Annotated in this window: 20 protein-coding genes; 15 read left to right on the forward strand and 5 right to left on the reverse strand. The window is 47.3% G+C overall.

Annotated features, from left to right (window positions below):
* The first annotated feature begins 430 nt into the window (after positions 1–430).
* On the forward strand, positions 431–985 hold the full coding sequence (locus tag QF049_RS01880) for a stalk domain-containing protein (RefSeq protein ID WP_036614723.1): 555 nt from the start codon (positions 431–433) through the stop codon (positions 983–985).
* A gap of 97 nt (positions 986–1,082) precedes the next feature.
* The gene (locus QF049_RS01885; protein WP_036614722.1) at positions 1,083–1,400 is read left to right on the forward strand and encodes a DUF1292 domain-containing protein; all 318 of its coding nucleotides are present in this window, start codon (positions 1,083–1,085) and stop codon (positions 1,398–1,400) included.
* Between the two features lie 207 nt (positions 1,401–1,607).
* Here the strand turns inward: QF049_RS01885 and QF049_RS01890 are convergent, their stop codons facing one another.
* Entirely contained in the window at positions 1,608–3,083 is a 1,476-nt protein-coding gene (locus tag QF049_RS01890) for an aminotransferase class I/II-fold pyridoxal phosphate-dependent enzyme (RefSeq protein ID WP_047844430.1), read from the reverse strand.
* A 176-nt stretch (positions 3,084–3,259) separates the two neighbouring features.
* Between QF049_RS01890 and QF049_RS01895 the strand changes: the two genes are divergently transcribed.
* The 4 genes from QF049_RS01895 (at position 3,260) to QF049_RS01910 (ending at position 7,947) form a co-directional block, all read left to right on the forward strand.
* Complete coding sequence (locus tag QF049_RS01895; protein ID WP_150364999.1) at positions 3,260–4,552, forward strand: MFS transporter; 1,293 nt, start codon at positions 3,260–3,262, stop codon at positions 4,550–4,552.
* Between the two features lie 253 nt (positions 4,553–4,805).
* Positions 4,806–5,405: a hypothetical protein gene (locus tag QF049_RS01900; RefSeq protein WP_076211433.1), complete on the forward strand. Its 600-nt coding sequence runs from the start codon at positions 4,806–4,808 to the stop codon at positions 5,403–5,405.
* Between the two features lie 172 nt (positions 5,406–5,577).
* Complete coding sequence (gene gndA, locus QF049_RS01905) at positions 5,578–6,987, forward strand: NADP-dependent phosphogluconate dehydrogenase (RefSeq protein ID WP_124116071.1); 1,410 nt, start codon at positions 5,578–5,580, stop codon at positions 6,985–6,987.
* Between the two features lie 450 nt (positions 6,988–7,437).
* Positions 7,438–7,947, forward strand: coding sequence for a shikimate kinase (locus QF049_RS01910; protein ID WP_223868845.1), 510 nt, complete (start codon positions 7,438–7,440; stop codon positions 7,945–7,947).
* A 136-nt stretch (positions 7,948–8,083) separates the two neighbouring features.
* Here the strand turns inward: QF049_RS01910 and QF049_RS01915 are convergent, their stop codons facing one another.
* A complete protein-coding gene (locus QF049_RS01915) occupies positions 8,084–8,389 on the reverse strand; it encodes a rhodanese-like domain-containing protein (RefSeq protein WP_307534436.1) in 306 nt (101 codons plus the stop codon).
* A gap of 105 nt (positions 8,390–8,494) precedes the next feature.
* Between QF049_RS01915 and aroA the strand changes: the two genes are divergently transcribed.
* From aroA to ptsP, 4 genes are all read left to right on the forward strand, one after another.
* On the forward strand, positions 8,495–9,790 hold the full coding sequence (gene aroA / locus QF049_RS01920; RefSeq protein WP_145151207.1) for a 3-phosphoshikimate 1-carboxyvinyltransferase: 1,296 nt from the start codon (positions 8,495–8,497) through the stop codon (positions 9,788–9,790).
* A gap of 59 nt (positions 9,791–9,849) precedes the next feature.
* Positions 9,850–10,284 carry a CoA-binding protein gene (locus QF049_RS01925; RefSeq protein WP_091014241.1) on the forward strand — a complete coding sequence of 145 codons (435 nt, stop codon included), beginning with the start codon at positions 9,850–9,852 and terminating at the stop codon, positions 10,282–10,284.
* Between the two features lie 197 nt (positions 10,285–10,481).
* Positions 10,482–12,362, forward strand: a complete 1,881-nt coding sequence (locus tag QF049_RS01930; RefSeq protein WP_036674872.1) for a glucose PTS transporter subunit IIA — start codon at positions 10,482–10,484, stop codon at positions 12,360–12,362.
* A complete protein-coding gene (gene ptsP / locus QF049_RS01935) occupies positions 12,359–14,119 on the forward strand; it encodes a phosphoenolpyruvate--protein phosphotransferase (protein WP_036614699.1) in 1,761 nt (586 codons plus the stop codon). The genes QF049_RS01930 and ptsP overlap by 4 nt, the downstream gene beginning before the upstream one ends.
* A gap of 120 nt (positions 14,120–14,239) precedes the next feature.
* Here the strand turns inward: ptsP and QF049_RS01940 are convergent, their stop codons facing one another.
* A complete protein-coding gene (locus QF049_RS01940) occupies positions 14,240–14,764 on the reverse strand; it encodes a type 1 glutamine amidotransferase domain-containing protein (RefSeq protein WP_307534441.1) in 525 nt (174 codons plus the stop codon).
* Positions 14,765–15,046: 282 nt separating this feature from the next.
* Between QF049_RS01940 and QF049_RS01945 the strand changes: the two genes are divergently transcribed.
* The 4 genes from QF049_RS01945 to QF049_RS01960 all read left to right on the forward strand — a co-directional run bounded on the left by QF049_RS01945 (position 15,047) and on the right by QF049_RS01960 (position 17,846).
* The gene (locus tag QF049_RS01945; RefSeq protein WP_143786476.1) at positions 15,047–15,454 is read left to right on the forward strand and encodes a hypothetical protein; all 408 of its coding nucleotides are present in this window, start codon (positions 15,047–15,049) and stop codon (positions 15,452–15,454) included.
* A gap of 122 nt (positions 15,455–15,576) precedes the next feature.
* Complete coding sequence (gene ytxJ / locus QF049_RS01950) at positions 15,577–15,924, forward strand: bacillithiol system redox-active protein YtxJ (protein WP_307534445.1); 348 nt, start codon at positions 15,577–15,579, stop codon at positions 15,922–15,924.
* Between the two features lie 92 nt (positions 15,925–16,016).
* Positions 16,017–17,030 (forward strand): catabolite control protein A, encoded by a 1,014-nt coding sequence (gene ccpA, locus QF049_RS01955; protein ID WP_062835383.1) that lies wholly within the window; start codon positions 16,017–16,019, stop codon positions 17,028–17,030.
* A 120-nt stretch (positions 17,031–17,150) separates the two neighbouring features.
* Positions 17,151–17,846 (forward strand): 5'-methylthioadenosine/adenosylhomocysteine nucleosidase, encoded by a 696-nt coding sequence (locus QF049_RS01960; protein ID WP_307534448.1) that lies wholly within the window; start codon positions 17,151–17,153, stop codon positions 17,844–17,846.
* A 110-nt stretch (positions 17,847–17,956) separates the two neighbouring features.
* Here QF049_RS01960 and QF049_RS01965 read toward each other — a convergent pair whose 3' ends face one another.
* Entirely contained in the window at positions 17,957–18,589 is a 633-nt protein-coding gene (locus tag QF049_RS01965) for a GNAT family N-acetyltransferase (protein WP_307534450.1), read from the reverse strand.
* Positions 18,590–18,883: 294 nt separating this feature from the next.
* Between QF049_RS01965 and acsA the strand changes: the two genes are divergently transcribed.
* Positions 18,884–20,608: an acetate--CoA ligase gene (acsA, locus tag QF049_RS01970; protein WP_307534452.1), complete on the forward strand. Its 1,725-nt coding sequence runs from the start codon at positions 18,884–18,886 to the stop codon at positions 20,606–20,608.
* Positions 20,609–20,849: 241 nt separating this feature from the next.
* On the opposite strand, the gene QF049_RS01975 is transcribed toward acsA, so the two are convergent.
* Positions 20,850–23,945 (reverse strand): transglycosylase domain-containing protein, encoded by a 3,096-nt coding sequence (locus QF049_RS01975; protein ID WP_307534454.1) that lies wholly within the window; start codon positions 23,943–23,945, stop codon positions 20,850–20,852.
* Positions 23,946–24,070 lie beyond the last annotated feature (125 nt).

Here is a 24,070-nt window from a genome sequence, read left to right on the forward strand (position 1 = left end):
GTAAGCACTTGGGGAAATGGGGAATCCGGGATGGCAAAAGCAAAGGGCAAGAAAACTCCCGCATTAAAGAGTGACAAAATTCGTGTATCCATGAAGTTGGTCACTTCGGATGTATGTGAGAGATGTAAGACACCATGTACGCGAGGCATGGATTATGCTGCACGTATGAGAATTGAAGGGGCTTTAGGCAAGGGCGTTCCCTGTATATTGACCCGCCATACTTCTTCATAACTCTTCGTATAATCCCGTATATATAACAATTATAGATCAGGGGCATCCTTTAATGAGGATCGCCTCTTTTTGTGCATTCCAAGGGGTGGAAAAAATTCTGGATAAAAAATGAAAAATGATGAAAAACAGCGCAACTTTGTGGATGAATCTGCAGTATAAATGTACAACAGCTAGCAGCAGGGGAGGGAATATTGACGGGATGAAATGGAAACGAATATTGCTTTGTGTCACGGTATTCTCCTTGCTCGGCGGGTCTTTATTGTTTGCAGATTCGGTGAACGAGAAGATTCGTGTTCTCATTAACGGCAAGGAAGCAGCTGATGGAGGTTATCTCATTGATGGAACGACCTATGTACCTGTAAGAGAAGCCGGAGGCGTCGTCAAATGGGACAGCAGTAACAAGAGAGTAACGGTGATCAAACCGAATGTACATATTTTTCTCTTCAAGGGAGACACTGTATTTGGCAACGTTAACGTAGGTAAGCTGAAATTCAATGTATTTTCACAAGTGGACAGCCTGACAGCAGATGTAGCTGCCGTGAAAGTAACAATCACTAACCCGAGCGGTCAGGTGAAGGATATCCAGTCCCAGGAGCTCACGACCCAGAAGGATAACTTCTGGTTCCGCACATATGATTTTACGTACGATTTCAGTCGTGCCGGCAAGTATCAGGTCGGCTTTCATATTAAAGAAAATGCAAACAGCAGCTACGTCCTGGTAGCGGAGAAAATCATTACAGCGCTGAACGATTGAAGCGAAAATTACCCTGTGAGTTAAATTGACCTGGGTCATTGAACATGTTACGATATGCAAGGTTACACAATTTCTATTTATAAAGCGAGGTATTTCAATGAGCGATCACACACATGAACACGGCGATGGCTGCGGATGCGGGCAAGACCACGACCACGACCACGAGCATGAAGAAGTCCTTCTCACATTAACAGACGAGAACGGCCAAGACGTGGAGATGGTTTTGGTGGAGACGTTTGACGTGGAGAAGCATGTTTATGCGCTCCTGCTGGAACGTAACAATCCTGAAGCTGACGGCATCATCCTGCGTATGGAAGAAGAAGACGAGGAAATGGTGCTCTACAATATTGAAGACGAAGAAGAGTGGAACCGCGTTGAAGCGGCTTACAACGAACTCGTTGCATCACAAGAATAGTCATTCTTTTGGAACATAACATGAAGGCTCCTTGATCTCAGGGGGCCTTTTGTTTGTTTTTTAAGAGGTATACGAGCATGTACACCACCGGTTTGAACGACGAAATAGACGGGAAAATGCAAACTCGCTTGTCTCATAAAATAAAAAAGGACCAAGCTAGGGCTTGGTCCTTTAAGTTTATACCCTGCACAGCGCAAGGGAGTTGTTTTAGAAAATGGCATCGGCTTCCACGATCACTTTAACGTTGGTTACGCTGCGATCTTCGGGTCCTTTGACGGGTAATCCAACTTCGACATGATCGATGATGTAGTCGATATTTTCCTGGGTGATAACCTCACCCGGTAACAGGATTGGAATTCCTGGCGGATAGACATAGATGAATTCCGAGATAATACGTCCTGCGGATTCCTTAAACGGAATCACTTCGGTATCACCGTAGAATGCATCACGTGGAGTCAGCATCAACTGTGGAATATCCGGAACTTTTACTACCAGTTCATGGGCTGGGTTCACTTGATAATAGGTACGGGAGAGATCCTGCAAAGCGTTCAGCAAGATATCGACACTGTCATCCGTATCTCCTGGCGTGATGAGACACAGAATATTGTACATATCACTAAGTTCAACCTCGATGTTGTAATGTTCACGCAGCCAGTTCTCTGTCTCATACCCTGTAATGCCCAGATGGCGAACATGGATCGTTACTTTGGTTGGATCATAGTTGAAGGTCGCTTCTGTACCCAGAAGCTCTCTACCGAAGCAATACAGGCCATCCATATCGTTAATCGAACGTCTGGCAAACTCAGCTAGTTCAATCGCCTTCTGTGCAATTTCACGACCGTGGAGTGCCAGGTTGCGTCTTGATGTATCGAGTGAAGCAAGCAAAATGTATGAAGTTGATGTTGAGGTGAGCAGACTCAGGATCGTCTGTACACGCTGTGGATTCACGAACCCATTCTTCGTATTCAAGTTGAGTACGGAACTCTGTGTCATGGAGCCACCAAGCTTGTGAACACTGGTTGCAGCCATATCGGCACCTGCTGCCATCGCAGACAACGGCAGATCCTCATGGAAATGAATGAGTACACCGTGTGCTTCATCAACAAGTACAGGGACTTGGTAGCTGTGTGCCAGCTCAACAATCTCTTTAAGATCGGTAACCACGCCGTAATAGGTCGGGTTAATTACAAGTAATGCCTTGGCATCTGGATGACGCTCAAGTGCGCGACGGATAGACTGTGTGGTCACTCCGTGGTCAATGCCCAGATTGGCATCTTGAGAAGGAGAAACAAATACGGGTTTGGCGCCTGAGAAAATAATGGCGGACAAAACCGATTTATGCACATTACGGGGCACAATAATTTTGTCACCCGGTGAACATACAGACAGAATCATGGTCATAATGGCACTGCTTGTGCCTTGTACACTAAAATAGGTATAATCGGCTCCGAAGGCATCTGCTGCCAAAATCTGTGCTTCCTGAATGACACCGGTTGGCTGATGCAGGTCATCCAACGGTGCGATGTTAATCAAATCTATGGAGAAGGCATTATCGCCAATAAATTCACGGAATTCGGTATCCGCTCCCAATCCTTTTTTATGGCCCGGAATATGAAACTGTACCGGATTGAGTGCCGCATGATTTTTTAAAGCGGTAAACAGCGGCGTACGGTGGTGATTCATCAGTGCTGTCACAACCCTTCCTAATAAAATTGGTAAACAAAGATGAGTATAGCAAATTAAGAACCGAATGCAACAGTATAATCGACAATTTTTTAAATTGCCGAGATTTGGGCACATTCCCCACGGTTACACTAAGGATAGGGAATAGGCAAATGAACACCGAAAGGGGAAAAAGAATGCAAACCGATACAAAACCAGCCAAAATTTTGAGATCACCATTTTTTATCGCGATGTGGCTGACACTTTTTCTAGTTGAAATTATCAAAGGAGCCCTGTTGGTAGCTGTTTTGCCCGTGTACATGGACAATATACTGGGTCTGTCTGCAGGCGTCATTGGTGTGGCATTTGCTCTTCAATATCTGGGAGATAATCTGTTCCGGGCGCCTTCCGGCTGGGCAGCAGAACGGATCGGGTTCCGCGCAACGATGGTTACAGCTCTAATCTGTACCTTAATCGCTGTTATTATGATCCTTTTTCTCAAAAGTGCCTTTGGACTGGCCATGGCCTGTCTCATTCTTGGCATTGGTACGTCACCACTCTGGCCTTGCGCCATGACAGGGGTGACTGCGATGTCAGGCCCACAGAACAAGAATGGTACAGCGATGGGGGCGCTGGAGATGGCTGCTCTCGGCGGAACGGGGCTTGGACCTATAGGCATGAACTGGCTGCTGGAGCGCACGCATCATGATTATCGAACTATATTCCTCGTGCTGATGGGTTGTGCCATTCTTGTTATTCTGGTGGCTATGATTCTTCCTGGACGTGTCATTGTTGAAGGAGAGCATACCGAGCAAGCAGTGAAGAATAGTGATGGGAAATATCCAGCCAAACCGAATCTGCTCACGCCGTTCATCCGGCTGCAAAAGAGTGTGAAGGGCACACTGCAACGGGTTCGCAGCACACTTAATGTTAATCCACTCGTGTATCCTGCCTTGTTTATGCAGTCGTTTGTCATTGGGCTGCTCAGTCCAGTAATCACGCTATATACACGCACAGATCTGCACATCTCACCAAATCTTTACAGCTTGTTGCTGATTGCGGGAGGTGGAATAACCGTTATTGCCTTACTGCCTGTAGGTAAAATGGTAGACAGGTTTGGCACGAAACCGTTCCTGAACGTTGGTTTTTTGATGGCGGCTGCGAGTCTGTTCGCATTCTCCTCCATAACATCCATTCCGGTGGTGTTTGGTGTTGTGATGCTGGTGGGCATCAGTTATGCCATGATTTTGCCCGCCTGGAATGCTTTTGTAGCCACACTGATTCCGAAAGGAGAGCGGGGAGCGATCTGGGGATTTTTCCTTACATTGCAGGGATCAGGCATGGTTGTCGGCCCTATTGTTTCCGGGCTGCTGTGGGACCATGTGAGCCATCCGGCCCCATTCATTGGCAGTGCCATCGTCATGGCAGGACTTGCCGTTGTGCACTTTGTGTTATCCCGCAATCCGTTTCGCACCGCTCCGGCCAAATAAGCAAAAGAAAAGGGAGTTCCACCAACCGTCTTGGTTGTGGAGCTCCCTTTTTCGCGTCCATTATATCATGATAATCGGGGGCTTGCCCCTGTGCGTCTGCGGAAAGCTGCAATCCTGCGGTCCTTTCGGTGAAAAATAGTCAAATAACCAAGTACCCTTACATAAAATGAAGTATAAAATAGGGTAAGCCGATTGAGTAGAAGCGATTGAAGACGAGGGCCGGAGTTGATCCGGTACAGATGGAGGGAGTGCCGTGAATAAGAGTTATGAAGTTGAATATTGCAATCTGGAGCTGCGGTTCAACCGTCGGCATATCCAAAATTTGATCAGAGACCTTATTCGTGAGGGATATTCACTATATTGGAGCGAGGACGAATCCTTTTTTATTCTGTCAGTCCGGACCGGCCGCAAGCTGGTAAAGCTCCGCTTTCAACAGACACGCACGGGGAACTACAAGATGACTGGAGATTATATCATTAAGGATGCAAAGCTTGCAGAGTGGCTGGAGAAGCTGATTGGAGATACACGCGGGCATGCGGTTGTGAAGCGGTTTAAGGATCAGCAGATGACCGTGGAGAACATTTTGTTCGGTGAAGTCATTCGGCTCGTGGAAGTGTCCGGATTCAAACAGCGTGTCATTTTTCAAAAGGAACCTGCGCCGACGGCGGAAGAGATGGAAGAAATGTTCCTCTCGCGTGAAGGCGAGGAAAGGCTCATGTTGTTGCGCATGGAAGTGGACGATGAACTGGAGCGCCTCTACACGGCCATGCAGATGGATAATATCGAAAAAGCAAATGCTTGCCGTGAAGTCTTAAAACAGTTGTCTGGACATCTGTTAATGTTGGAAGGGTGACAAGATAAGTCCGTATTTATGAAAATACGATGAACACCTCAGCAGATTGGGGTGTTTTCTCGTTGCGTAGCTGTGCCACGGGGTTCACTTCTATACATAAAACCGTTAAAATGGGAGTATTGTTGAGAATTTATTTCAATAAAATTAATTGGAGCAAAGGATGGAGGACCAGATGACAAAACAACAAATTGGCGTAATTGGCCTGGCTGTCATGGGCAAAAATTTGGCCCTTAACATTGAAAGCAAAGGTTTCTCAGTATCGGTATATAACCGTTCCCCGGAGAAAACCAATGATCTTCTGAAAGAAGCTGAAGGTAAAAACCTGACAGGCTCATTCTCCATTGAAGAGTTCGTAGCATCCCTGGAATCCCCGCGCAAAATTTTGATCATGGTACAAGCCGGCAAAGCGACCGACGCTACCATTGAACAACTGCTTCCTCACCTGGATGAGGGCGACATCATCATTGATGGAGGGAACGCATACTTCCCTGACACGCAACGTCGCAGCAAAGAGTTGGAAGACAAAGGCATTCGTTTCATCGGTACAGGTGTATCCGGTGGTGAAGAAGGCGCACTGAAAGGCCCTTCCATCATGCCAGGTGGACAGGAAAGTGCTTATAAACTGGTTGAACCGATCCTGACGGCGATCTCGGCCAAAGTCGGTGACGATCCATGTTGTACATATATTGGACCAGACGGTGCCGGACACTATGTGAAAATGGTGCATAACGGTATCGAGTACGGAGACATGCAGTTGATTGGTGAAGCGTACCACTTGCTTAAATCCGTACTGAACGTTTCCGTTGAAGAGCTTCATGCAATCTTTACGGAATGGAATCAAGGGGAGCTGGACAGCTACCTGATCGAAATCACGGCAGATATCTTCTCCAAATACGATCCAGAAACGGGCAAACCAATGGTTGACGTCATTCTGGACGCGGCTGGACAAAAAGGAACAGGTAAATGGACAAGCCAAAGCGCGCTGGATCTCGGCGTACCATTGTCCATGATTACAGAATCCGTATTCTCCCGTTTCCTGTCTGCCATGAAGGACGAGCGTGTAGCAGCTAGCAAAATCCTGAGTGGACCAGCGACTGAAGCGTTCTCCGGCGACAAAAAAGCGTTCATCGAGAGCGTGCGTAAAGCCCTCTTCGCAAGTAAAATCGTATCCTACGCACAAGGATTTGCACAAATGCGTGCAGCTTCCGACGAGTATGGCTGGGATCTGAAATACGGCAACATTGCCATGATCTTCCGTGGTGGCTGCATCATCCGTTCGCAATTCCTGCAAAACATCAAGGAAGCTTATGATAAAGACGCAGCTCTGAAAAACTTGCTCTTGGATCCTTACTTCCAAAACATCGTTGAGTCTTATCAAGGGGCATGGCGTGAAGTTGTAGCGGCTGCTGTAAAACAAGGTGTTCCGGTACCTGGCTTCTCCAGCGCTCTTTCTTACTACGACAGCTACCGTACAGAGCGTCTGCCAGCAAACTTGCTGCAAGCTCAACGTGACTACTTCGGTGCTCACACGTTCAAACGTGTGGACAAAGAAGGCAGCTTCCACCACAACTGGATGGAGTAGTACCACCTATACAAGTCTATTAGATTTGGCCAAAGTGCCCTTAAGCAGGAGCTTTGGCCTGCTAAGGGGCTCAAAAGAGGTTTGGTGTTCCGGTGATTGCCGGTTAACGCTGGGCCTCTTTTTTTACTGTGTTATACAGTAATAATGTTGATGGAGAAGATATGTAGCTGGTTCTAGACATAATGAACATGAGACACTCTATTTTGGCAAAATGAGCCGGTTCTCGTTAGTTTGCTGGGATGGTTACTGATTGAGACGTTTGGGGGCTCATAACTGCTTGAGGGTAATCTGACGTAGGCTTAGATGCCGGGAGTTACTTGATCTGTCTTGGAAGTACTTGCAGATGGTCGAAAGGAAGTCGGTTAGGAGATGGTCTTTCCCAGTCCGCAGGGCTGTGTTATGATAGGACAAAAGTGCTCACGAATTGCTTGAATTAAAGGAGTGTACACCTTGAGCAAGTCTAACAATATTATTCTCATTGGTATGATGGGAACCGGCAAATCAACCGTCGCTGATATGCTTGCACGCGAGCTTGGTTATCGATTGATTGATGTAGACGCCGCGGTGGAAAAAGAGGAAGGCTGTACGATTCCGGAACTGTTCACTGGCAAGGGAGAGACGTATTTCCGTGATGCCGAGAGCCGCATGTTATGCTCGATGCTGGAGAAGAAGTCACAGGTCATAGCGACCGGAGGTGGCGTGGTGCTGCGTTCGGATAATTGTGACGTGATGTTGAAAAATGGTTGGGTTGTTGCCTTGACTGCTGATCCGGCAGTGATTGTAGAGCGTGTTAGTGGCTGTGACAATCGTCCACTCCTCGCAGGCAATGCAGAGGAACGCATTCAGGCAATTATGGAAGAACGGAAAGACGCATATCGGTTCGCACATTATACGGTGGATACAACCGAGTTATCCGCTGCTGAAGTGACTCGTTTAATTTTAGCGCATTACCGCGTCTAAGCTTGTTATCATCGAAGTTTGATGGATGAAAGATGGTGGCAGATATAACAAAACGGGCCATATTGGCCCGTTTCTAGAAGTGGAGCAGAGCAGAGGTCACAAGGTTACAAATGACTTCGCTCCCCTCCGGGGTTCTCTAGTCTTCCTGTTGCCACTGAAGCATACCGCCGACCATGTTTGTACAGCCTTCATATCCCAGTTGCTGCAGATATTCACAGGCACGCTCACTGCGGTATCCGCTACGGCAGATGATCACGATCTCGCCTGACTTCTCAATCTCAGACAGTCGGTCCGGAATCTGTCCAAGCGGAATATGCTTGGCTCCTTCGATCATGCCTTGCGCGACTTCATCGTCCTCGCGGACGTCTATCATCTGCAGCTCCTCTCCTGCCTGTAAACGGCGGCGCAGCTCAGACGTTTCAATTTCAGCTATTTGTGTCATATTCAGGTCCTCTTTTCTGTATGGACTTAACGCTATAATGATACCCAAGCGATGCACGGAATGTCAATTTGGCCACAATATAATCAATGAAGGAGAATTTCATCCATGGACGTTATTGTTAAACCAACCCCAACTTTGAACGGGGAAATCGGGGCTCTGTCCTCCAAAAACTACACTACCCGCTATTTGCTGGCTGCTGCGCTGGCAGAAGGCACAAGTACCATTCATTTCCCGGCACACAGTGAAGACAGTGACGCCATGCGCAGATGTATTCGTGATCTTGGGGCAGTGCTTGAAGAAGACGACAGCAAGATTGTGATCCAGGGCTTTGGCAGTCATCCACGTGATGTGCGTGAATTGAATGTAGGAAATGCAGGTGCTGTACTTCGTTTCCTGATGGGTGTTACAGCGCTCTGCCCTGAAGTTACTTTTGTGAATACGTACCCGGATTCTTTGGGCAAACGTCCACATGATGACCTGATCGATGCGCTGGGCCAACTGGGTGTAGAAGTACAGCACGAACAAGGACGTTTGCCGATTACAATCAAAGGTGGCAATGCCAAGGGTGGACACATTCGTGTATCCGGCTCCGTCAGCTCCCAATATCTAAGCGCCTTGTTGTTTGTTACGCCGTTGCTTGCAGAAGACAGCACCATCGAAGTACTGAATGACCTGAAGTCCAAGGTGGTTATCGGACAGACGCTGGAAGTGCTGGAGCAGGCAGGCATCGTTATCCATGCAAGTGATGATTACATGTCCTTCCGTGTACCAGGTGGACAGGCTTACCAGCCGACGACCTACACGGTTCAAGGGGACTACCCGGGCTCGGCAGCCGTTCTTGCCGCAGCAGCGGTTACACAGTCTGATGTGAAAATTCTGCGCCTGATGGAGCAGAGCAAACAGGGTGAACGTGCCATCGTTGACGTGCTGCGTATGATGGAAGTGCCATTGACACATGAGAACGATGTTGTACACGTTCAAGGTAATGGCAGACTGAAAGCGATCGAATTCGACGGGGATGCCGCGACGGACGCCGTTTTGGCTATGGTAGCCGCAGCTGTGTTTGCGGAAGGAACGTCACGGTTTTATAATGTAGAGAACCTGCGTTACAAGGAATGTGACCGAATCACCGATTACCTGAACGAACTGCGGAAGGCAGGAGCGAACGTTGAAGAGCGTCAAGCTGAGATTATCGTACACGGACGTCCGGAAGGCGTTGAAGGCGGTGTTGAGATTAACGCTCACTACGATCATCGCGTAATTATGGCGCTCACTGTTGTTGGTCTGCGTTCCAAGGAGCCGCTTCGTATTCGGGATGCACACCATGTAGCCAAGTCTTATCCGCAATATTTCGATCATTTGCAGGCGCTTGGTGCCTCGGTTCAATGGGTAAAAGAGTAAATAACTGAAAACCTGTTTTTTGAACACGCACTTTAATCAGAAAAGGATGGTGCTTGAACATGGAATTTAACAACCCTACTCGTGAAGAAATTGGACAACTTTTGCGCAAGGCAGGCAACATCGCAGTCGTCGGTTTATCAGACAAATCGGATCGCACTTCCTATATGGTGGCAGAAGCCATGCAGAGCAGAGGTTATCGCATCATCCCGGTTAACCCACAGGTGCAAGGTGAAATCCTGGGAGAGACGGTATATGCTACACTCGCGGATATTCCAGAGCCGGTAGACATTGTCAATGTGTTTCGTCGCGATGAGTTCTGCGCGGATGTCGCTCGTGACGCCGCTGCCATCAAAGCAAATGTTCTATGGTTGCAGCTTGGCATCCATAGTGATGAAGCGGTCCAGATTGCTGCTGAGAACGGCATGACAGCGGTAACTAATCGTTGTATCAAGGTAGAGGATTCCATCGTTCTGCGCGGCGCTGGACGCGGCTGAGAGGCTTGTTCACCTGTGATCGGATGATCTCCTGATCTGACCCAATTGAATGAACATAGGTTGAATCCCGTTAACTTGAAGTTGACGGGATTTTTTCTGTTCTATTTTTGCCGTTATTAATTACCAATTGGTTACTGTTTTGCTTTGACAAAACGTTGCGTAAAGCTTACCATCTAGGATAGAAAGGAGAGGTCGCCATGAATTGGCTCGGATCCTTGCAGCAGCTCGGACGAGCGGTAATGCTGCCTACAATGGTCCTGCCCGCCGCCGCAATTTTGCTCAGTGTTGGCAGTCTGCCTTGGGACGCCTGGGGATTGGATATTGTCGGTGAAGTGTCTACCGTGGCCGGACACGGTATTTTTTATTTCTTACCGTATTTGTTCGCTGTCGGTGTAGCACTGGGACTCTCCAACCAGGCCGGACAAGCGGGACTTGCTGCTCTGGCTGGTATCGTGATATATGATCAGGTGACTCGGAACTTTGGGGATGGCACCGTTCAGCCCGCTTCCTTAATCGGAATCATACTCGGCGCGCTTGCCGGTGGGATGCATAATCGGTTTAAAAGCATTAAACTGCCTGAAATTTTACAATTTTTTGGAGGTTCAAGGTTTGTTTTGCTCATCGTCGGACTCTGTTCGGCATTGTTCTCCTGTTTTATGTTGTGGCTCGCTCCGATCCTACAGCATGGATTGAACGGCATTGCTACTTGGGAATACAGTCTCGGGGGGTTTGGCCTGTTCATTTACGGGGTGTTATACAGGGTGCTGGTCGCTTTCGGGCTTCATCACCTGCTTAACAATGTGTTTTGGTTCCAGTTAGGGACGTTTGAAACGCCTGATGGTAACATTGTGCAAGGGGATTTGCCCCGATTTTTTGCAGGTGATCCAACAGCAGGATTCTTTATGGCGGGTTTGTTTCCCATCATGATGTTTGCCATTCCGGCAATAGCCTTTGCTATTATTCAGGAAGCCAGGGAAGATCTGAAACCAAAAATCAAGAAAACTTTTCTGACATCGGCACTCGTTTGTTTTCTAACCGGGGTATCGGAACAGATTGAGTTTGCTTTTTTGTTCGCGGCACCTTATCTGTTCATCGTGCATGCAGTGATGTCGGGCGTTGCCATGTGGATTAGTTACTGGCTTGATATCCGGCATGGATTTTCTTACTCCGCAGGTATTATTGATTACATACTCAATTTCCATCTATCGGAGAATGCTTGGAAGCTCATTCCGATTGGCATACTATATGGGCTGGTTTACTACTTTCTGTTCCGATGGGCGATTCGTACGTTCAAGATTCCAACACCAGGACGTGAAGAGGGCTCCATGCTGGAAGATTGGGTAGGTAACATTCCTTATCAGGCACCTTTAATCCTCGAAGCGTTAGGTGGGAAGAGTAACATTGTACAGGTTGAAGCTTGTATTACACGTCTTCGCCTGACTGTGCATGATGACCGCCTGATCGACACGGGTGCCATGAAGAGTATGGGGTCTGCTGGACTGATCAAGCTGGGTGGCGGTAACGTACAGGTGGTATTCGGTACCTACTCGGAATTGATTCGGGAAGAAATCGCGAAGCTGCTGGAAAGAGACCTGCAACAGGTTCTGTTCTGTGCCCCCGTTCAGGGCAAAATGCTCCCGATTGAAGAGGTGCCGGATCAGATCTTTGCAGCCAAGCTTGTCGGTGATGGTGTAGCCTTTGTTCCGGAAAAGGGAGAGCTGGTCTCACCCGTGTACGGAACGATTATGCACTTATACCCGACCATGCATGCCTTGGGTATTTCTACCCGTGAGGGGCTTGAAGTGTTACTGCATATCGGCATCGATACCTCTCAGTTGAAAGGCCATTTTGAAGCTTTTGTTCAGGAGGGCGATACGGTGGAGCCAGGGCAGTTGTTGATCAAGTTTGATCTGGCAGTACTCCGCGAGCAAGCGGCGTCACTAACAACACCAATGGTAATTACGAATCCAGATCGTGTAAAATCATGGAGTTTTGCTCCATTTAAGCAAGTTAAGAAAGGTCAGGCATCCGTTATGTCCGTGGTGCTCTATGACAGGAACGTTGGAGGGGTAGAATGAAGATACAAGGCATCAACGGAGCTGCAGGCATAGCCATCGGCAAAGCATTTGTCCTGCCCAGTTGGGAATGGGATCTGCCGGATCAGAAGATGGATTCGGTGGATCTCGCCCAAGAGTTCGAACGGCTGTATGAGGGCATACGGACATCTAAGGATGAGATCGAATATATCAAAAATGAGTTCAAGGAAGTTGTTGGTCCAGAAGAGTCCAGTATCTTTGATGCACATCTGGCAATCCTGGAAGATCCGGTATTCATGAACGAAATTCGCGGTATTATTGAGCGTCAATATAAGGCAGCAGAAGTGGCGGTCAAAGAAGCCATAGACCATTTTGTCACGATGTTTGACTTGCTGGAAGACGAGTATATGAAGGAGCGGGCCATTGACATCAAGGATGTGGGGAACCGTCTGCTCAAGCATTTGCTCGGTGCACCGGAGATTACACTTCCTTCGGATACCCAGCCGTATGTACTCGTTGCCAAAGAACTGTCGCCATCTCAACTGGCGCATCTGAATCCCACCCATGTACTAGGTATTGTAACCTTGATTGGCGGGAAAACATCACATTCCGCGATTATGGCTCGTGCCCTTGGCATTCCTCTCGTTTCCGGTCTGGAAGCGAGTCTTGGCATGCCGGTAGAGACAGGGGATATGCTTGTGGTGGATGGTGACAATGGCTTGGTATTTACGGACCCGGATCGCAAGACGATTGAACGGTATACCATGCTTCGCAGCAAACAACTGAAGAAAAAGGAACAACTTCAAGTCCTTGCTACCGTGGATGCCGTAACCAAAGATGGGGCCGTTTTGCACTTGGCTTCCAATATCAGTTCGGTGAAGGAATTGGACCTTGCTTTGAAACAAGGAGCCAAAGGTGTGGGCTTGTTCCGAACAGAATTCTTGTATATGGACCGTGCTACGTTCCCGGGTGAGCAAGAACAGTATGAGGTGTACCGCCTTGTGGCGGAGAAAACAGCAGGACAATCTGTTGTTATTCGTACACTGGATATCGGTGGTGACAAGCAACTCGATTACTTTGAACTGCCGGAGGAAGACAATCCGTTTCTGGGATACCGTGCCATTCGGATTAGTCTGGACCGCAAGGATCTGTTCAAAACACAGCTTACAGCCATTCTGCGTGCCAGCGCTGCCGGAAATGTCAAAATCATGTACCCGATGATCTCTTCGGTGGAAGAACTTCAGCAGGCCAATGAGATTCTCCGTGAGGCGATGTCCGATCTGGACGAGCGCGGATTATCATACGACCCTCACATTCAGGTGGGGATTATGATTGAAGTTCCTGCAGCGGTGATGATTGCTGATCTGCTCGCAGAGGAAGCTGATTTCTTCAGTATTGGTACGAACGACCTGGTTCAATATGTACTGGCAGTAGATCGAATGAATGAGCAGATCGCTCATATGTATCACCCCTATCATCCGGCTGTTCTGCGGATGCTTCGTGCGACAGCAGATGCGGCTCATACGGCTGGAATTGATGTCAGTGTGTGCGGAGAGATGGCAGGGGACGAACGCGCCATTCCGCTTTGGTTGGAGCTTGGCATTCGCCACTTGAGTATGTCTCCACAATCCCTGTTACGTGTGAAGCACAGAGTGCTGAACACAACAGCATCGGCCGCCAAAGAAGAAGCGCGAAAGTGCTTCGCCTTACGGACCAGCGGAGATATTGAGGAGCGACTGCAAGTTTTTAATGACTCCACGGGAAGTCCAGATGAACAAAGTGGTTCGAACGCATCGTGATTAGGTAAATTGGATATAAATACCTTTAAGTTAATATATTTACATTTGTGATAATTATTTATTGGAAAACTTGTTATATAAAACAACCCCACTGTGCATGAGAGCACAATGGGGTTGTTTTTATTTGTCAGCGAGTGCATCACAGAATGCCTTGCCATAAGGTGGAAGGTCAGGCGGACGACGTGCTGAGATGATATGTCCATCAACAACAACGGCTTCATCTTTCCAGATAGCACCTGCGTTTTCCATGTCATCCCGAATGCCTGGTGTAGAGGTTACTGTAACTCCGTCCAGAATTTTGGCAGAAATCAGCACCCAGCCCGCATGACAGATCTGTCCAATCGGTTTCCGGTCTGCATTCATTTCCTTCACAAGCTCCAGTACTTTGAGATAACGACGCAGCTTGTCTGGCGCCCAGCCGCCTGGCACGAGAATGCCATTGTAATCTGAACTGTCGAGTTCATCGAAACTGTATTCGGCTTCAGCAGGCACACCGTATTTGCCAATATAGGTTTTTCCTTTTTTCTCTCCAGCAAGATGCACTTCTGCACCTTCTTCACGAACACGATGCACAGGGTACCACAATTCCAAATCCTCGAATTCTTCATCGACCAGAGCGATGACTTTTTTACCAGTTAATCTCATGTCCATCTCTCCTTTTTGCGGTGATTAGGTCTGTTGCGTCTTTAATTGTAACAGATTCTCCAAGGGACTTCATGGAAGTGCATATTCAGTTTGGAGGAAGCGATTACAAGTCAGTAACTGCCTGCATTCGACAACCTTCATCTGGAGGGAGTGGTAATTTGTGCAACCTTTCGTTTATAGCAGGATTTGAGCCGAAATAGGTCGAATGGTACTTATATAGAGTATAGAACGAATGAGGTGATGGTGGTGCGCAAGTCGTGCAGATGTGGACATGTAATGGAGTTGGAATTAAGAACAGTGGTATACGCCAAAAAAGTGGAGATTCGAAACGTACCCGTATTTGCGTGTACAGACTGTGTATCATATGAAGTGCTTCCGCCGGTCAAGCCGGACTTAACAGAATGCATTAACACATTGGGTGAACAGCCCGTGAAACAAGACGTATCTTTTGGTGAACGTAATGAACTGGCAGACCTGTTTCATGAGTTACTGCTGGCCTGGCCGGATGCGACCGATCGGGAGATGGAGTATCGAATGCAGCAAGCAGTGGAGGAGCGTATCAATTTGTTGCTGGACATTATGGGTTACGCAACGAAGTCTGGTGATACAGCGTGGATTGAGACCACGGAGCGCAGATTAAGTCAATTATCCGGATTTGTGTGGCAGGAGTACTTCTCAAATGCTGTCTAATTTTGACGTGTAAAATGCTTGTTTTCATGAAAATTGGCTTTTTCGCGCACTTTTTGTTAAGATATCGAAGAGTGAAAACGCTCAACATAGCGGTATTCCTGGTAAAGGGGGATGTATATCTAATGGCTGACATGACTAAAATGACAAGTATTGAACAGCTAAACTCCGCAGTGGAGGCTACCAAGGATCAACCCTTGCTTCTGTTTAAGCATAGCACGCGCTGTCCGATCAGCTCGAACGCTTTTCAGGAGATGAACGATTATTTGCTTAACAATGCCAATGAACAAGTGAAATATGGCATCATCTATGTTGTGGAAGATCGCCCGGTATCGAATGAAGCAGCAGACAAACTGGGTGTTAAGCACGAATCTCCACAGGCAATCCTGATCAAAAAGGGAATTCCTGTATGGCATACTTCCCATTCAGATATTACTAGAACCACACTTACGAATGTTTTGGGTGAGTCCTAAAGCCTATTTTAATTGATTAATGCAAAAATTTGTCGTAATATAAATCTTAATGAAAATGGTATGAAAATTTACTGGTAATGGAGAGAAGTACTGTGACGGTAACCATTTATGATGTGGCACGTGAAGCTGGAGTGTCTATGGCAACGGTATCACGGGTAGTTAATAATAACCCTAATGTCAAACCGCAAACGCGGAAAAAAGTATATGAAGCCATCGAACGGTTGGGATATCGTCCGAATGCGGTAGCCAGAGGTCTGGCAAGCAAGAAGACAACCACGGTCGGGGTCGTTATTCCAGATATTTCGAACTCAACCTTCGCAGAGATTGCCCGCGGAATTGAAGATATTGCGAATATGTATCACTACAATATTATTTTGTGTAATGCAGACAAGAAGAAAGAAAAAGAAATTCGTGTTATTAACACGTTGCTTGAAAAACAAGTAGACGGACTGCTCTTCATGGGTGGAACAGTAACGGACGAACACATTCAGGCGTTCCAGTCTGCGGCTGTGCCGATCGTACTTTGTGCAACGAGTGATGAGAAGGGCACATTCCCTTCGGTGGATATTGACCATGAGGCGGCTGCGTTTGACGCGGTAAACACCCTGATTCGTCATGGACACAAGGAAATTGCGATGATCAGTGGTACACTGCAAGATCCTGCGAATGGATATGCCCGTTTCCAAGGTTACAAGAAAGCACTGGAAGCAGCAGGCATGGAATACCAAGAGGATCTGGTACGTATCGGTAACTATCGTTACGAATCCGGTGTGGAAGCGATGAAGTATTTCCTCGGACTGAAGAAGAAGCCGTCGGCGATCTTTGCTGCAACAGATGAAATGGCGATTGGTGCCATTCACAGCATTCAAGATGAAGGCCTGAAAGTACCGGATGATTTCTCCATTATTAGTGTGGATAACATCCGTATGGCTTCCATGGTGCGTCCTCAGTTGACAACAGTGGCTCAGCCAATGTATGACCTGGGTGCAGTAGCGATGCGTTTGCTGACCAAGTTGATGAAGAAAGAAAATGTGGAGAACCCACGGGTTATTTTGCCGCATGAAACAATTCTTCGTCTGTCTGTAAGTCACGCAGATGTAGTTTAATTGGGATTATATACAGTAAGGGAGAAGTCATTCTCTCTACATAGTGGATATGCGAAAGCTCCGGAGACGGAGCTTTTGTGCTGAATGAGGTTAAAAGTGAAAACAGGAGGTATTCGGAAAATGCGTGAAACGATTGGGATTATCGGAGCGATGGATGAGGAAGTCGAGCTTTTGCTGGCAGGTATGAAGCAGCTTGAGACGGTCAAACAAACCGGGATTACATACGTTGCAGGCGAGTGGCTGGGCAAGCAAATTGTCGTGTGCAAATCCGGCGTAGGTAAAGTAAATGCAGCGGTTACGACGCAGATCTTGATTGATCGTTTTCAGGTTAATCGGATTATCTTCACAGGTGTTGCGGGTGCAGTTAACCCGGATCTGAACATCGGAGATATGGTTATATCGTCGGTATGTGTTCAGCACGACATGGATGTAACGCCACTAGGGTTTCAACGCGGGGTTATCCCTTACCAGGAGACATCTGCATTCCCTGCCGAGGCTTCGCTTATTACACTGGCTGAAGAAGCATGTAAAGCTCAGGGAGCCAATTACCTGATCGGTAAAGTGTTATCTGGAGACCAATTTATTGCAAATAAAGATACGGTTAATATGTTATATACCGAAATGGACGGTGCATGTGCCGAGATGGAAGGGGCAGCAGTTGCTCAGGTCTGTTACATGAATCGAGTACCATTTGTTGTCCTGCGGGGGATGTCAGATAAAGCGGATGGTTCGGCGCATGTTAACTTTGCTGAATTTACCGTGGAATCTTCTCAGCGTTCACACCGTATTGTGGAGCATATGTTAGAAAATATGTAATGGAAGTAACTTGAAAAACCGCCTTTTGATTAGCTGTTCCATGAAGTATGGAGCAACGCTGCGAGAGGCGGTTTTTGTTATGTATATCGTTTTTCGAACAGATCATCAAATTAGTACATGAACCGATGGCGAAAGCGTACACGATCAAACTGTTCTTCTGATGTGATCGGCACCTGACTTCCGATTCGCACCATCAAACAGTTCGCAGGATGTGAACAGATTTCGGGGTCGTCTGTTGCATACCAGGTCATGTCGATCGTTTCCATCAGCCTCTCCATCATTTTACGATAATCCCATACGTTTAGTCCGCTGCCCTTCAGATCCCAATGCCAATAATATTCTGTGGTGAAAATAATGTAGTTCTCCATATGTTTATCTTCCAAAGCAGTAAGCAACATCTCACGTCCAATGCCAAGCGAGCGATAGTCGTCCGCAACCTCGATTGCCCCAAGCTCAATCAGATCAGTCATATTGCCCTCGGACCAGCGTTCACAATCATCCGCATAGTGAAAGGTTACATAACCGATAATCGTTTCATTTTCATGTGCAATGATAATTCGCCCTTCAGGTAATGCTGCGATCTCGGCCAGAGCTTCCTGCTGCTCCGTTGGTCGCCGAAAGGCATCCAGATCCGGATGGAAGGCAAGACGGGTTATCTCCTCGGCCTGCACGGGGCCTTCAACAGTAATTCGGTGGCCGGACTTGAAGATGGAACGTATATGATGTTCTTTGATATGCTCCATGGTTCATGCTCCTCTCTCTCCTACTTATAGAGGTTGTTCCAAAAGTTCGCTATAGCAAAATCCAAAAAATTGAAAAGCCATAGACGACAATTGAAAAGATTTGCTATAATTGCGTAGACAAAAAATGTTCACAATTCAATACAGTATAGTTAACATCTGTTTGGCCGAGCAAGTACATGATGAGAAGTTCTCTCTACTAATGTAAGCGCTAACTGGAAGTTCAGTCAACACAAAGGCAATGAGAATTGACCCCTGACGGGAATCGAAATGTCGAGTTGAAGGAGGCTGGCAAGCATGAGTCAAGCACATGGTGAGATGCTGCAAACGGTTGTGTCTGAATCTAATCTGGGCGATTACACGGAGGCGAGAAGCCGGTTCGATTGGGAATCGGTGGAAAGGCACTTTACGTGGCACGCCAGCGGAAAAGTAAACATGGCGCATGAAGCGATTGATCGTCATGTACAGGAAGGAAGGGGCGGAAAAACCGCTTTATTGTATAGCGATGCTTCACGTGAAGAGTCCTATACTTTCGCTGATCTGAGTGAACAGTCGAGTCGGTTCGGGAACGTTCTCCGCAAATATGGCATAGCCAAAGGGGAACGGGTGTTTATTTTTATGCCTCGAAGTCCTGAGCTGTATTTTAGTCTCCTGGGTATATTGAAAGCTGGAGCCATCGCGGGCCCTTTGTTCGAAGCTTTTATGGAAACGGCTGTGAAGGATCGGCTGGAGGATAGCGGAGCAGTAGCACTCGTCACAACTCCAGAATTACTGAAACGGATCAAACGTTCCGAGTTGCCCGAACTCAAACATATATTTATTGTGGGTGGGGGCGCGCAAACTGAAGAAGGACTCATCGATTTTGATGCAGAGATGTCTGCCGCTTCGGATGAGATGGAAGTAGAGTGGCTGAATCGTGAGGATGGTTTGCTTATTCATTATACCTCAGGCTCTACGGGGAAACCCAAAGGGGTATATCATGTTCAAAATGCCATGATTCAGCACTATTATACAGGTAAGGTTGTTCTGGATTTACGTGAGGATGATGTGTACTGGTGCACTGCTGACCCTGGCTGGGTGACAGGCACGTCTTACGGTATCTTTGCTCCATGGCTCAACGGAGTAACCAATGTGATACGGGGTGGTCGTTTCAGTCCTCAAGATTGGTACAGCACCATCCAGAAGAACAAAGTCACGATCTGGTACAGTGCACCAACGGCCTTCCGTATGCTGATGGGAGCGGGAGAAGAGACCATCGCCCAGTTTGATCTGAGCAGTCTGCGTCATGTCATGTCTGTCGGTGAACCGCTCAATCCGGAGGTTGTTCGTTGGGGATGGAAAGCCTACGGTCAGCGAATTCATGATACATGGTGGATGACGGAAACAGGTGCACAGCTGATCTGTAACTATCCCGGAATGCCGATCAAGCCTGGCTCCATGGGACGTCCATTACCTGGAATCGAAGCAGCGATTATTGATGATCGCGGGCAGGAATTGCCGCCGTACAGTATGGGTAATCTGGCCATACGGGCACCTTGGCCATCCATGATGGCGAAGATCTGGAATAATCCTGTGAAATACGAGGAGTATTTCAGGCTTACGGGCTGGTATGTATCCGGTGACTCCGCTTATATGGATGAAGAAGGATATTTCTGGTTCCAGGGACGGATTGATGATGTGATTAATTCGTCAGGCGAGCGTATCGGCCCCTTTGAGGTGGAGAGCAAGCTCGTGGAGCATCCTGCGGTAGCAGAGGCGGGCGTAATCGGTAAGCCGGATGTGACACGTGGTGAGATCATCAAGGCCTTTGTGGCGCTTCGTGAAGGATATGAGGCGACACCTGAGCTGAAAGAAGAGATCTATCGTTTTGTCAAAGAGGGCCTGTCTGCCCACGCTGCTCCGCGTGAGATTGAGTTTAAGGATAAACTGCCCAAGACACGTTCTGGCAAGATCATGCGCCGTGTCCTGAAAGCCTGGGAGCTTGATCTGCCAACAGGAGATCTATCCACCATTGAAGACTAACGTGACAGTGCCAGGATCATCAATGTGTCGGTATCGATACCGATACATTGAGTAGTGGGGAAGAAGTTAATACTCTACGAAGCCAAATACGGTGACTCTACCCATTAAAATGGATTGTAAAAGCCTGCTTTATGCCAATGGCATGAAAGCAGGCTTTTTTAGCTGCTGCACAACCAAATAAAAAGCCGCACACTCAGATACAGTCTGAGGATGCGGCTTGTTTTGGAAAGCTATGTCTGAATCAGGGTTGAAAATGTATGGCTGCAGAAGGTTCGGATTCACCCGCACTATTGCTGGCAGATACCTTAAACCATCCACTGGTCGATGCGGGTACTCCATAATCCATCGTATTTCCCGCTGTTGTTCCAATTTTGGTGTAAGGAGCCGAGCCTGTTTCACTGTAATATACAGCATAACTATCTGCGTTTGGAGTTGACGCCCATTGAATGCGCAGTCCTTGAGAGAGGGCAGATACGCTGACTTGACCAGGTGTAGCTGGGGCTGTCGTTGTTGTATTATCGGTCTGCGTTTCTCCCGGCGTAATGACTGTGCCTGGAACTTCAATTGGCTCATTAATCTCTTCTTCCACAGGAGGAGCTACACCAGCACTATTTACTGTAGCGCTAGGAGCAGACTCTCTGCCGGCAACATCCACTGCGGTCACATAGAAGGCGAAGTTGCCGCCTTGTGCTGCATATGCAGAGAATGATCTCGATTCACCAGTCAGGACAACTTGACCCTGGTTCTGGAATCCTCCACCGTTTACAGAACGATACAGACGATAACCCACGACATCATTTTCAGGTGTGGCATTAAATGTAATGACAGCTCTGTCACCCGAGGTTGAGATTCGTACGTTACCTGGTGCATCAGGTGCTTTACCGTTATCTGTTCTTGGATCAATCTGTGTTGGCATGTCTGCATCAGCATCTTCGGGAAGGTAATACGCAAGTGACTCATGTCGACTCATACGTGAGAATGCATTTTGCAATTCTTTGATGAGATCCGAGATTGGTTTTTTACGTTTGATTACTGTTTTTTCCTTCAACATGTCCGAAGGTGTTCCGTCACGCGGAATATAGTTTACACCATTGTAAGTAATGTACCTGGCTTTGGCTACACCGTCATCGCTATCCTTCGGAACAAACTTGCTGTTGAAAATATCCGTAACAAATTTGTCAGTCATGGATGTTGGCAACTTGCCGCTGTAAGCCGACACCGTGCGCGTTTCGATGCCAGATGGTTTTTTGAACGAATCTGTGACGAACAGATCTTTTTGCGTATCGATCACTTCGTTCAGGATTTTCGACCACAGTTGCTGCGCACGTTTTCTCTGTGATTTACTTTCCAGCGTATTCACCGGCTGTTTGTATCCAACCCACACGCCAAGTGTGACATCTGGTGTATAACCTTCAAACCAGACATCTGCGTAGTTTTGAGTGGAACCCGTTTTACCTACGATTGGCACACTCTTGGAATATTTGTAATTTTCACGTACTTTATCTGCTGTTCCCTCTGTAATAACGGTCCGCAGCATATCGGTCATCAGGTATGCTGTCTGCTCCGAGAAGGCTTGGACAGGTTCAGTATCGTGTTTGTAGACGATGTTGCCTTTGGAATCTACAATTTTGCTAATCATGTAAGAATCGTTATATACGCCCTTATTGGCGATAGCGCCATAGGCACTGGTTAATTCTTCAACGGTTACACCGTATTGGAGACCTCCGAGAACACCTGTCTGAGCCTGATAGTCTTCCTTCTGAATGGTGGTAATCCCCAGTTTCTTGGCGAAGGTCCAAGCTTTCTCGATCCCTACTTCTTCATTAAACAACTTCAGAGCCGGTATATTTAGAGAATAATTCAGTGCTCTGCGGGCAGTGACCAGTCCCTGATACCGATTGTTGGCATTCTTGGCAATGTGGTAGCCGCTCGGACCATTTTTGAGAATGATCGGTGAGTCATCAATAATAGAAGCAGGTTGGACAAGACCCTCATCCAGAGCTGGCAGATAAGCTGCAATAGGTTTCATCGTTGAACCTGGCTGACGTATCATCTGCGTTGCATAGTTCATCTGTTCATCCTGGAAATCCCGACCCTCGATCATGCCCAGAATAGCACCGGTTTTGTGATTAATCAGCATGGCAGCAGTTTGTTCTTTTCCTTTGACAGGATCATCTGCTGAGAAATTGCTGTCATCTTCCGCAATGGTACGCATCGTTTTGTAGATACTTTTGTTGATGGTCGTGTATATACGATATCCACCTGTCCGCAGTTGCGTCTGAGCTTCCTCTAATAATGCACTGCTTTCCTTCTGAGGTGTGGCTGCATCCGTAGCTTTGTCTGTAGATTCAGCTGTGTCGGAATTCAACTGTTTCATCAAAATCTGTGCAGCTTGTCGTTCCGTTTCCATCATAAGATATGGATAAGTGTTGTAAGCCTTGATGGTCTTCGGAGCGAGTGAACTTTTGATATCAAAAGCAAGAGCTTTGTCATACTCGGACTGATTGATTTTGCCCAGTTCAAGCATACGGCGCAGTACCAGATGCTGACGGTTGATTGCGCGGTCAAAATTCTCCTCTACAAAATCACCTTTACCGTTAAAAGCGGAGTAAGAGGAGGGGAGTTGTGGCAATCCAGCAAGATAAGCAGCTTGAGCGATGTTGATTTTTTCTAGATCGTTAATATTGAACAATCCTTTGGCGGCCGCTTTGATTCCGTAAACGTTGTATCCGCTGGAACCATTACCAAAAGGAACTTTGTTCAGATAGGCTGTCATGATCTCATCTTTGGTCAGGAAACGTTCGAGTCGGAGTGAGAGCAAAATTTCTTTCACTTTCCGATCTTCCGTGCGATCCAGATTCAAAAACACACGACGCGCCAATTGCTGAGTCAGTGTACTACCGCCGGTTTGTACTGATTCTTTCAGCACTTTTTGTTTCACGGCACGTAGTGTTCCGCTCATGTCTACACCTTTATGTTCGTAAAAATGATTGTCTTCAATCGAAATGACAGCATCAATAACCTTTTGTGGGATCTGGTCTGTAGTGACCGGACGCCTGTCTTCTTCCGTACGTAATTGACCGATCGGACTGCCGTCGGCAAAGTAAGCAAAGCCTGTGATGGAGTTTTCGCTGACTTTTTGTTCAATCAGGGCCCTTGAACGGACAGGCTCGTCTTTCACAATGGAACTGACGTATCCCATCAAAGCACCGCCTACAAATAGTGCCCCCATAAATCCAAGGACAACCATCCATTTGACGAAACTTCCCAGTCTGCGGGCAAAACTGCGTTTGCGTACAGGCTGTTCATCGGGCTTTTTCTTATTAACATCAACCATTCAGTGTCTTCCTCCTTTTAACAGCACTTATTATAGCATAAAAAGGCGGGTTTGCATGCCTGAGAAATACAAGTAATGGTCGAAATTTGCCATTCTGCCATGCATTATGCTATATATCATGCGAT

It is taken from the genome of Paenibacillus sp. W4I10 (assembly GCF_030816325.1).
GTDB lineage: Bacteria > Bacillota > Bacilli > Paenibacillales > Paenibacillaceae > Paenibacillus > Paenibacillus amylolyticus_B.

Excerpts from the sequence above, each read along its gene's own strand:
- QF049_RS01880 (WP_036614723.1), top strand. The coding sequence starts at position 431 with ATGAAATGGAAACGAATATTGCTTTGTGTCACGGTATTCTCCTTGCTC.
- QF049_RS01885 (WP_036614722.1), top strand. The coding sequence starts at position 1,083 with ATGAGCGATCACACACATGAACACGGCGATGGCTGCGGATGCGGGCAA.
- QF049_RS01890 (WP_047844430.1), bottom strand. The coding sequence starts at position 3,083 with ATGAATCACCACCGTACGCCGCTGTTTACCGCTTTAAAAAATCATGCG.
- QF049_RS01895 (WP_150364999.1), top strand. The coding sequence starts at position 3,260 with ATGCAAACCGATACAAAACCAGCCAAAATTTTGAGATCACCATTTTTT.
- gndA (WP_124116071.1), top strand. The coding sequence starts at position 5,578 with ATGACAAAACAACAAATTGGCGTAATTGGCCTGGCTGTCATGGGCAAA.
- QF049_RS01915 (WP_307534436.1), bottom strand. The coding sequence starts at position 8,389 with ATGACACAAATAGCTGAAATTGAAACGTCTGAGCTGCGCCGCCGTTTA.
- aroA (WP_145151207.1), top strand. The coding sequence starts at position 8,495 with ATGGACGTTATTGTTAAACCAACCCCAACTTTGAACGGGGAAATCGGG.
- QF049_RS01925 (WP_091014241.1), top strand. The coding sequence starts at position 9,850 with ATGGAATTTAACAACCCTACTCGTGAAGAAATTGGACAACTTTTGCGC.
- QF049_RS01930 (WP_036674872.1), top strand. The coding sequence starts at position 10,482 with ATGAATTGGCTCGGATCCTTGCAGCAGCTCGGACGAGCGGTAATGCTG.
- ptsP (WP_036614699.1), top strand. The coding sequence starts at position 12,359 with ATGAAGATACAAGGCATCAACGGAGCTGCAGGCATAGCCATCGGCAAA.
- QF049_RS01940 (WP_307534441.1), bottom strand. The coding sequence starts at position 14,764 with ATGAGATTAACTGGTAAAAAAGTCATCGCTCTGGTCGATGAAGAATTC.
- ytxJ (WP_307534445.1), top strand. The coding sequence starts at position 15,577 with ATGGCTGACATGACTAAAATGACAAGTATTGAACAGCTAAACTCCGCA.
- QF049_RS01960 (WP_307534448.1), top strand. The coding sequence starts at position 17,151 with ATGCGTGAAACGATTGGGATTATCGGAGCGATGGATGAGGAAGTCGAG.
- QF049_RS01965 (WP_307534450.1), bottom strand. The coding sequence starts at position 18,589 with ATGGAGCATATCAAAGAACATCATATACGTTCCATCTTCAAGTCCGGC.
- acsA (WP_307534452.1), top strand. The coding sequence starts at position 18,884 with ATGAGTCAAGCACATGGTGAGATGCTGCAAACGGTTGTGTCTGAATCT.
- QF049_RS01975 (WP_307534454.1), bottom strand. The coding sequence starts at position 23,945 with ATGGTTGATGTTAATAAGAAAAAGCCCGATGAACAGCCTGTACGCAAA.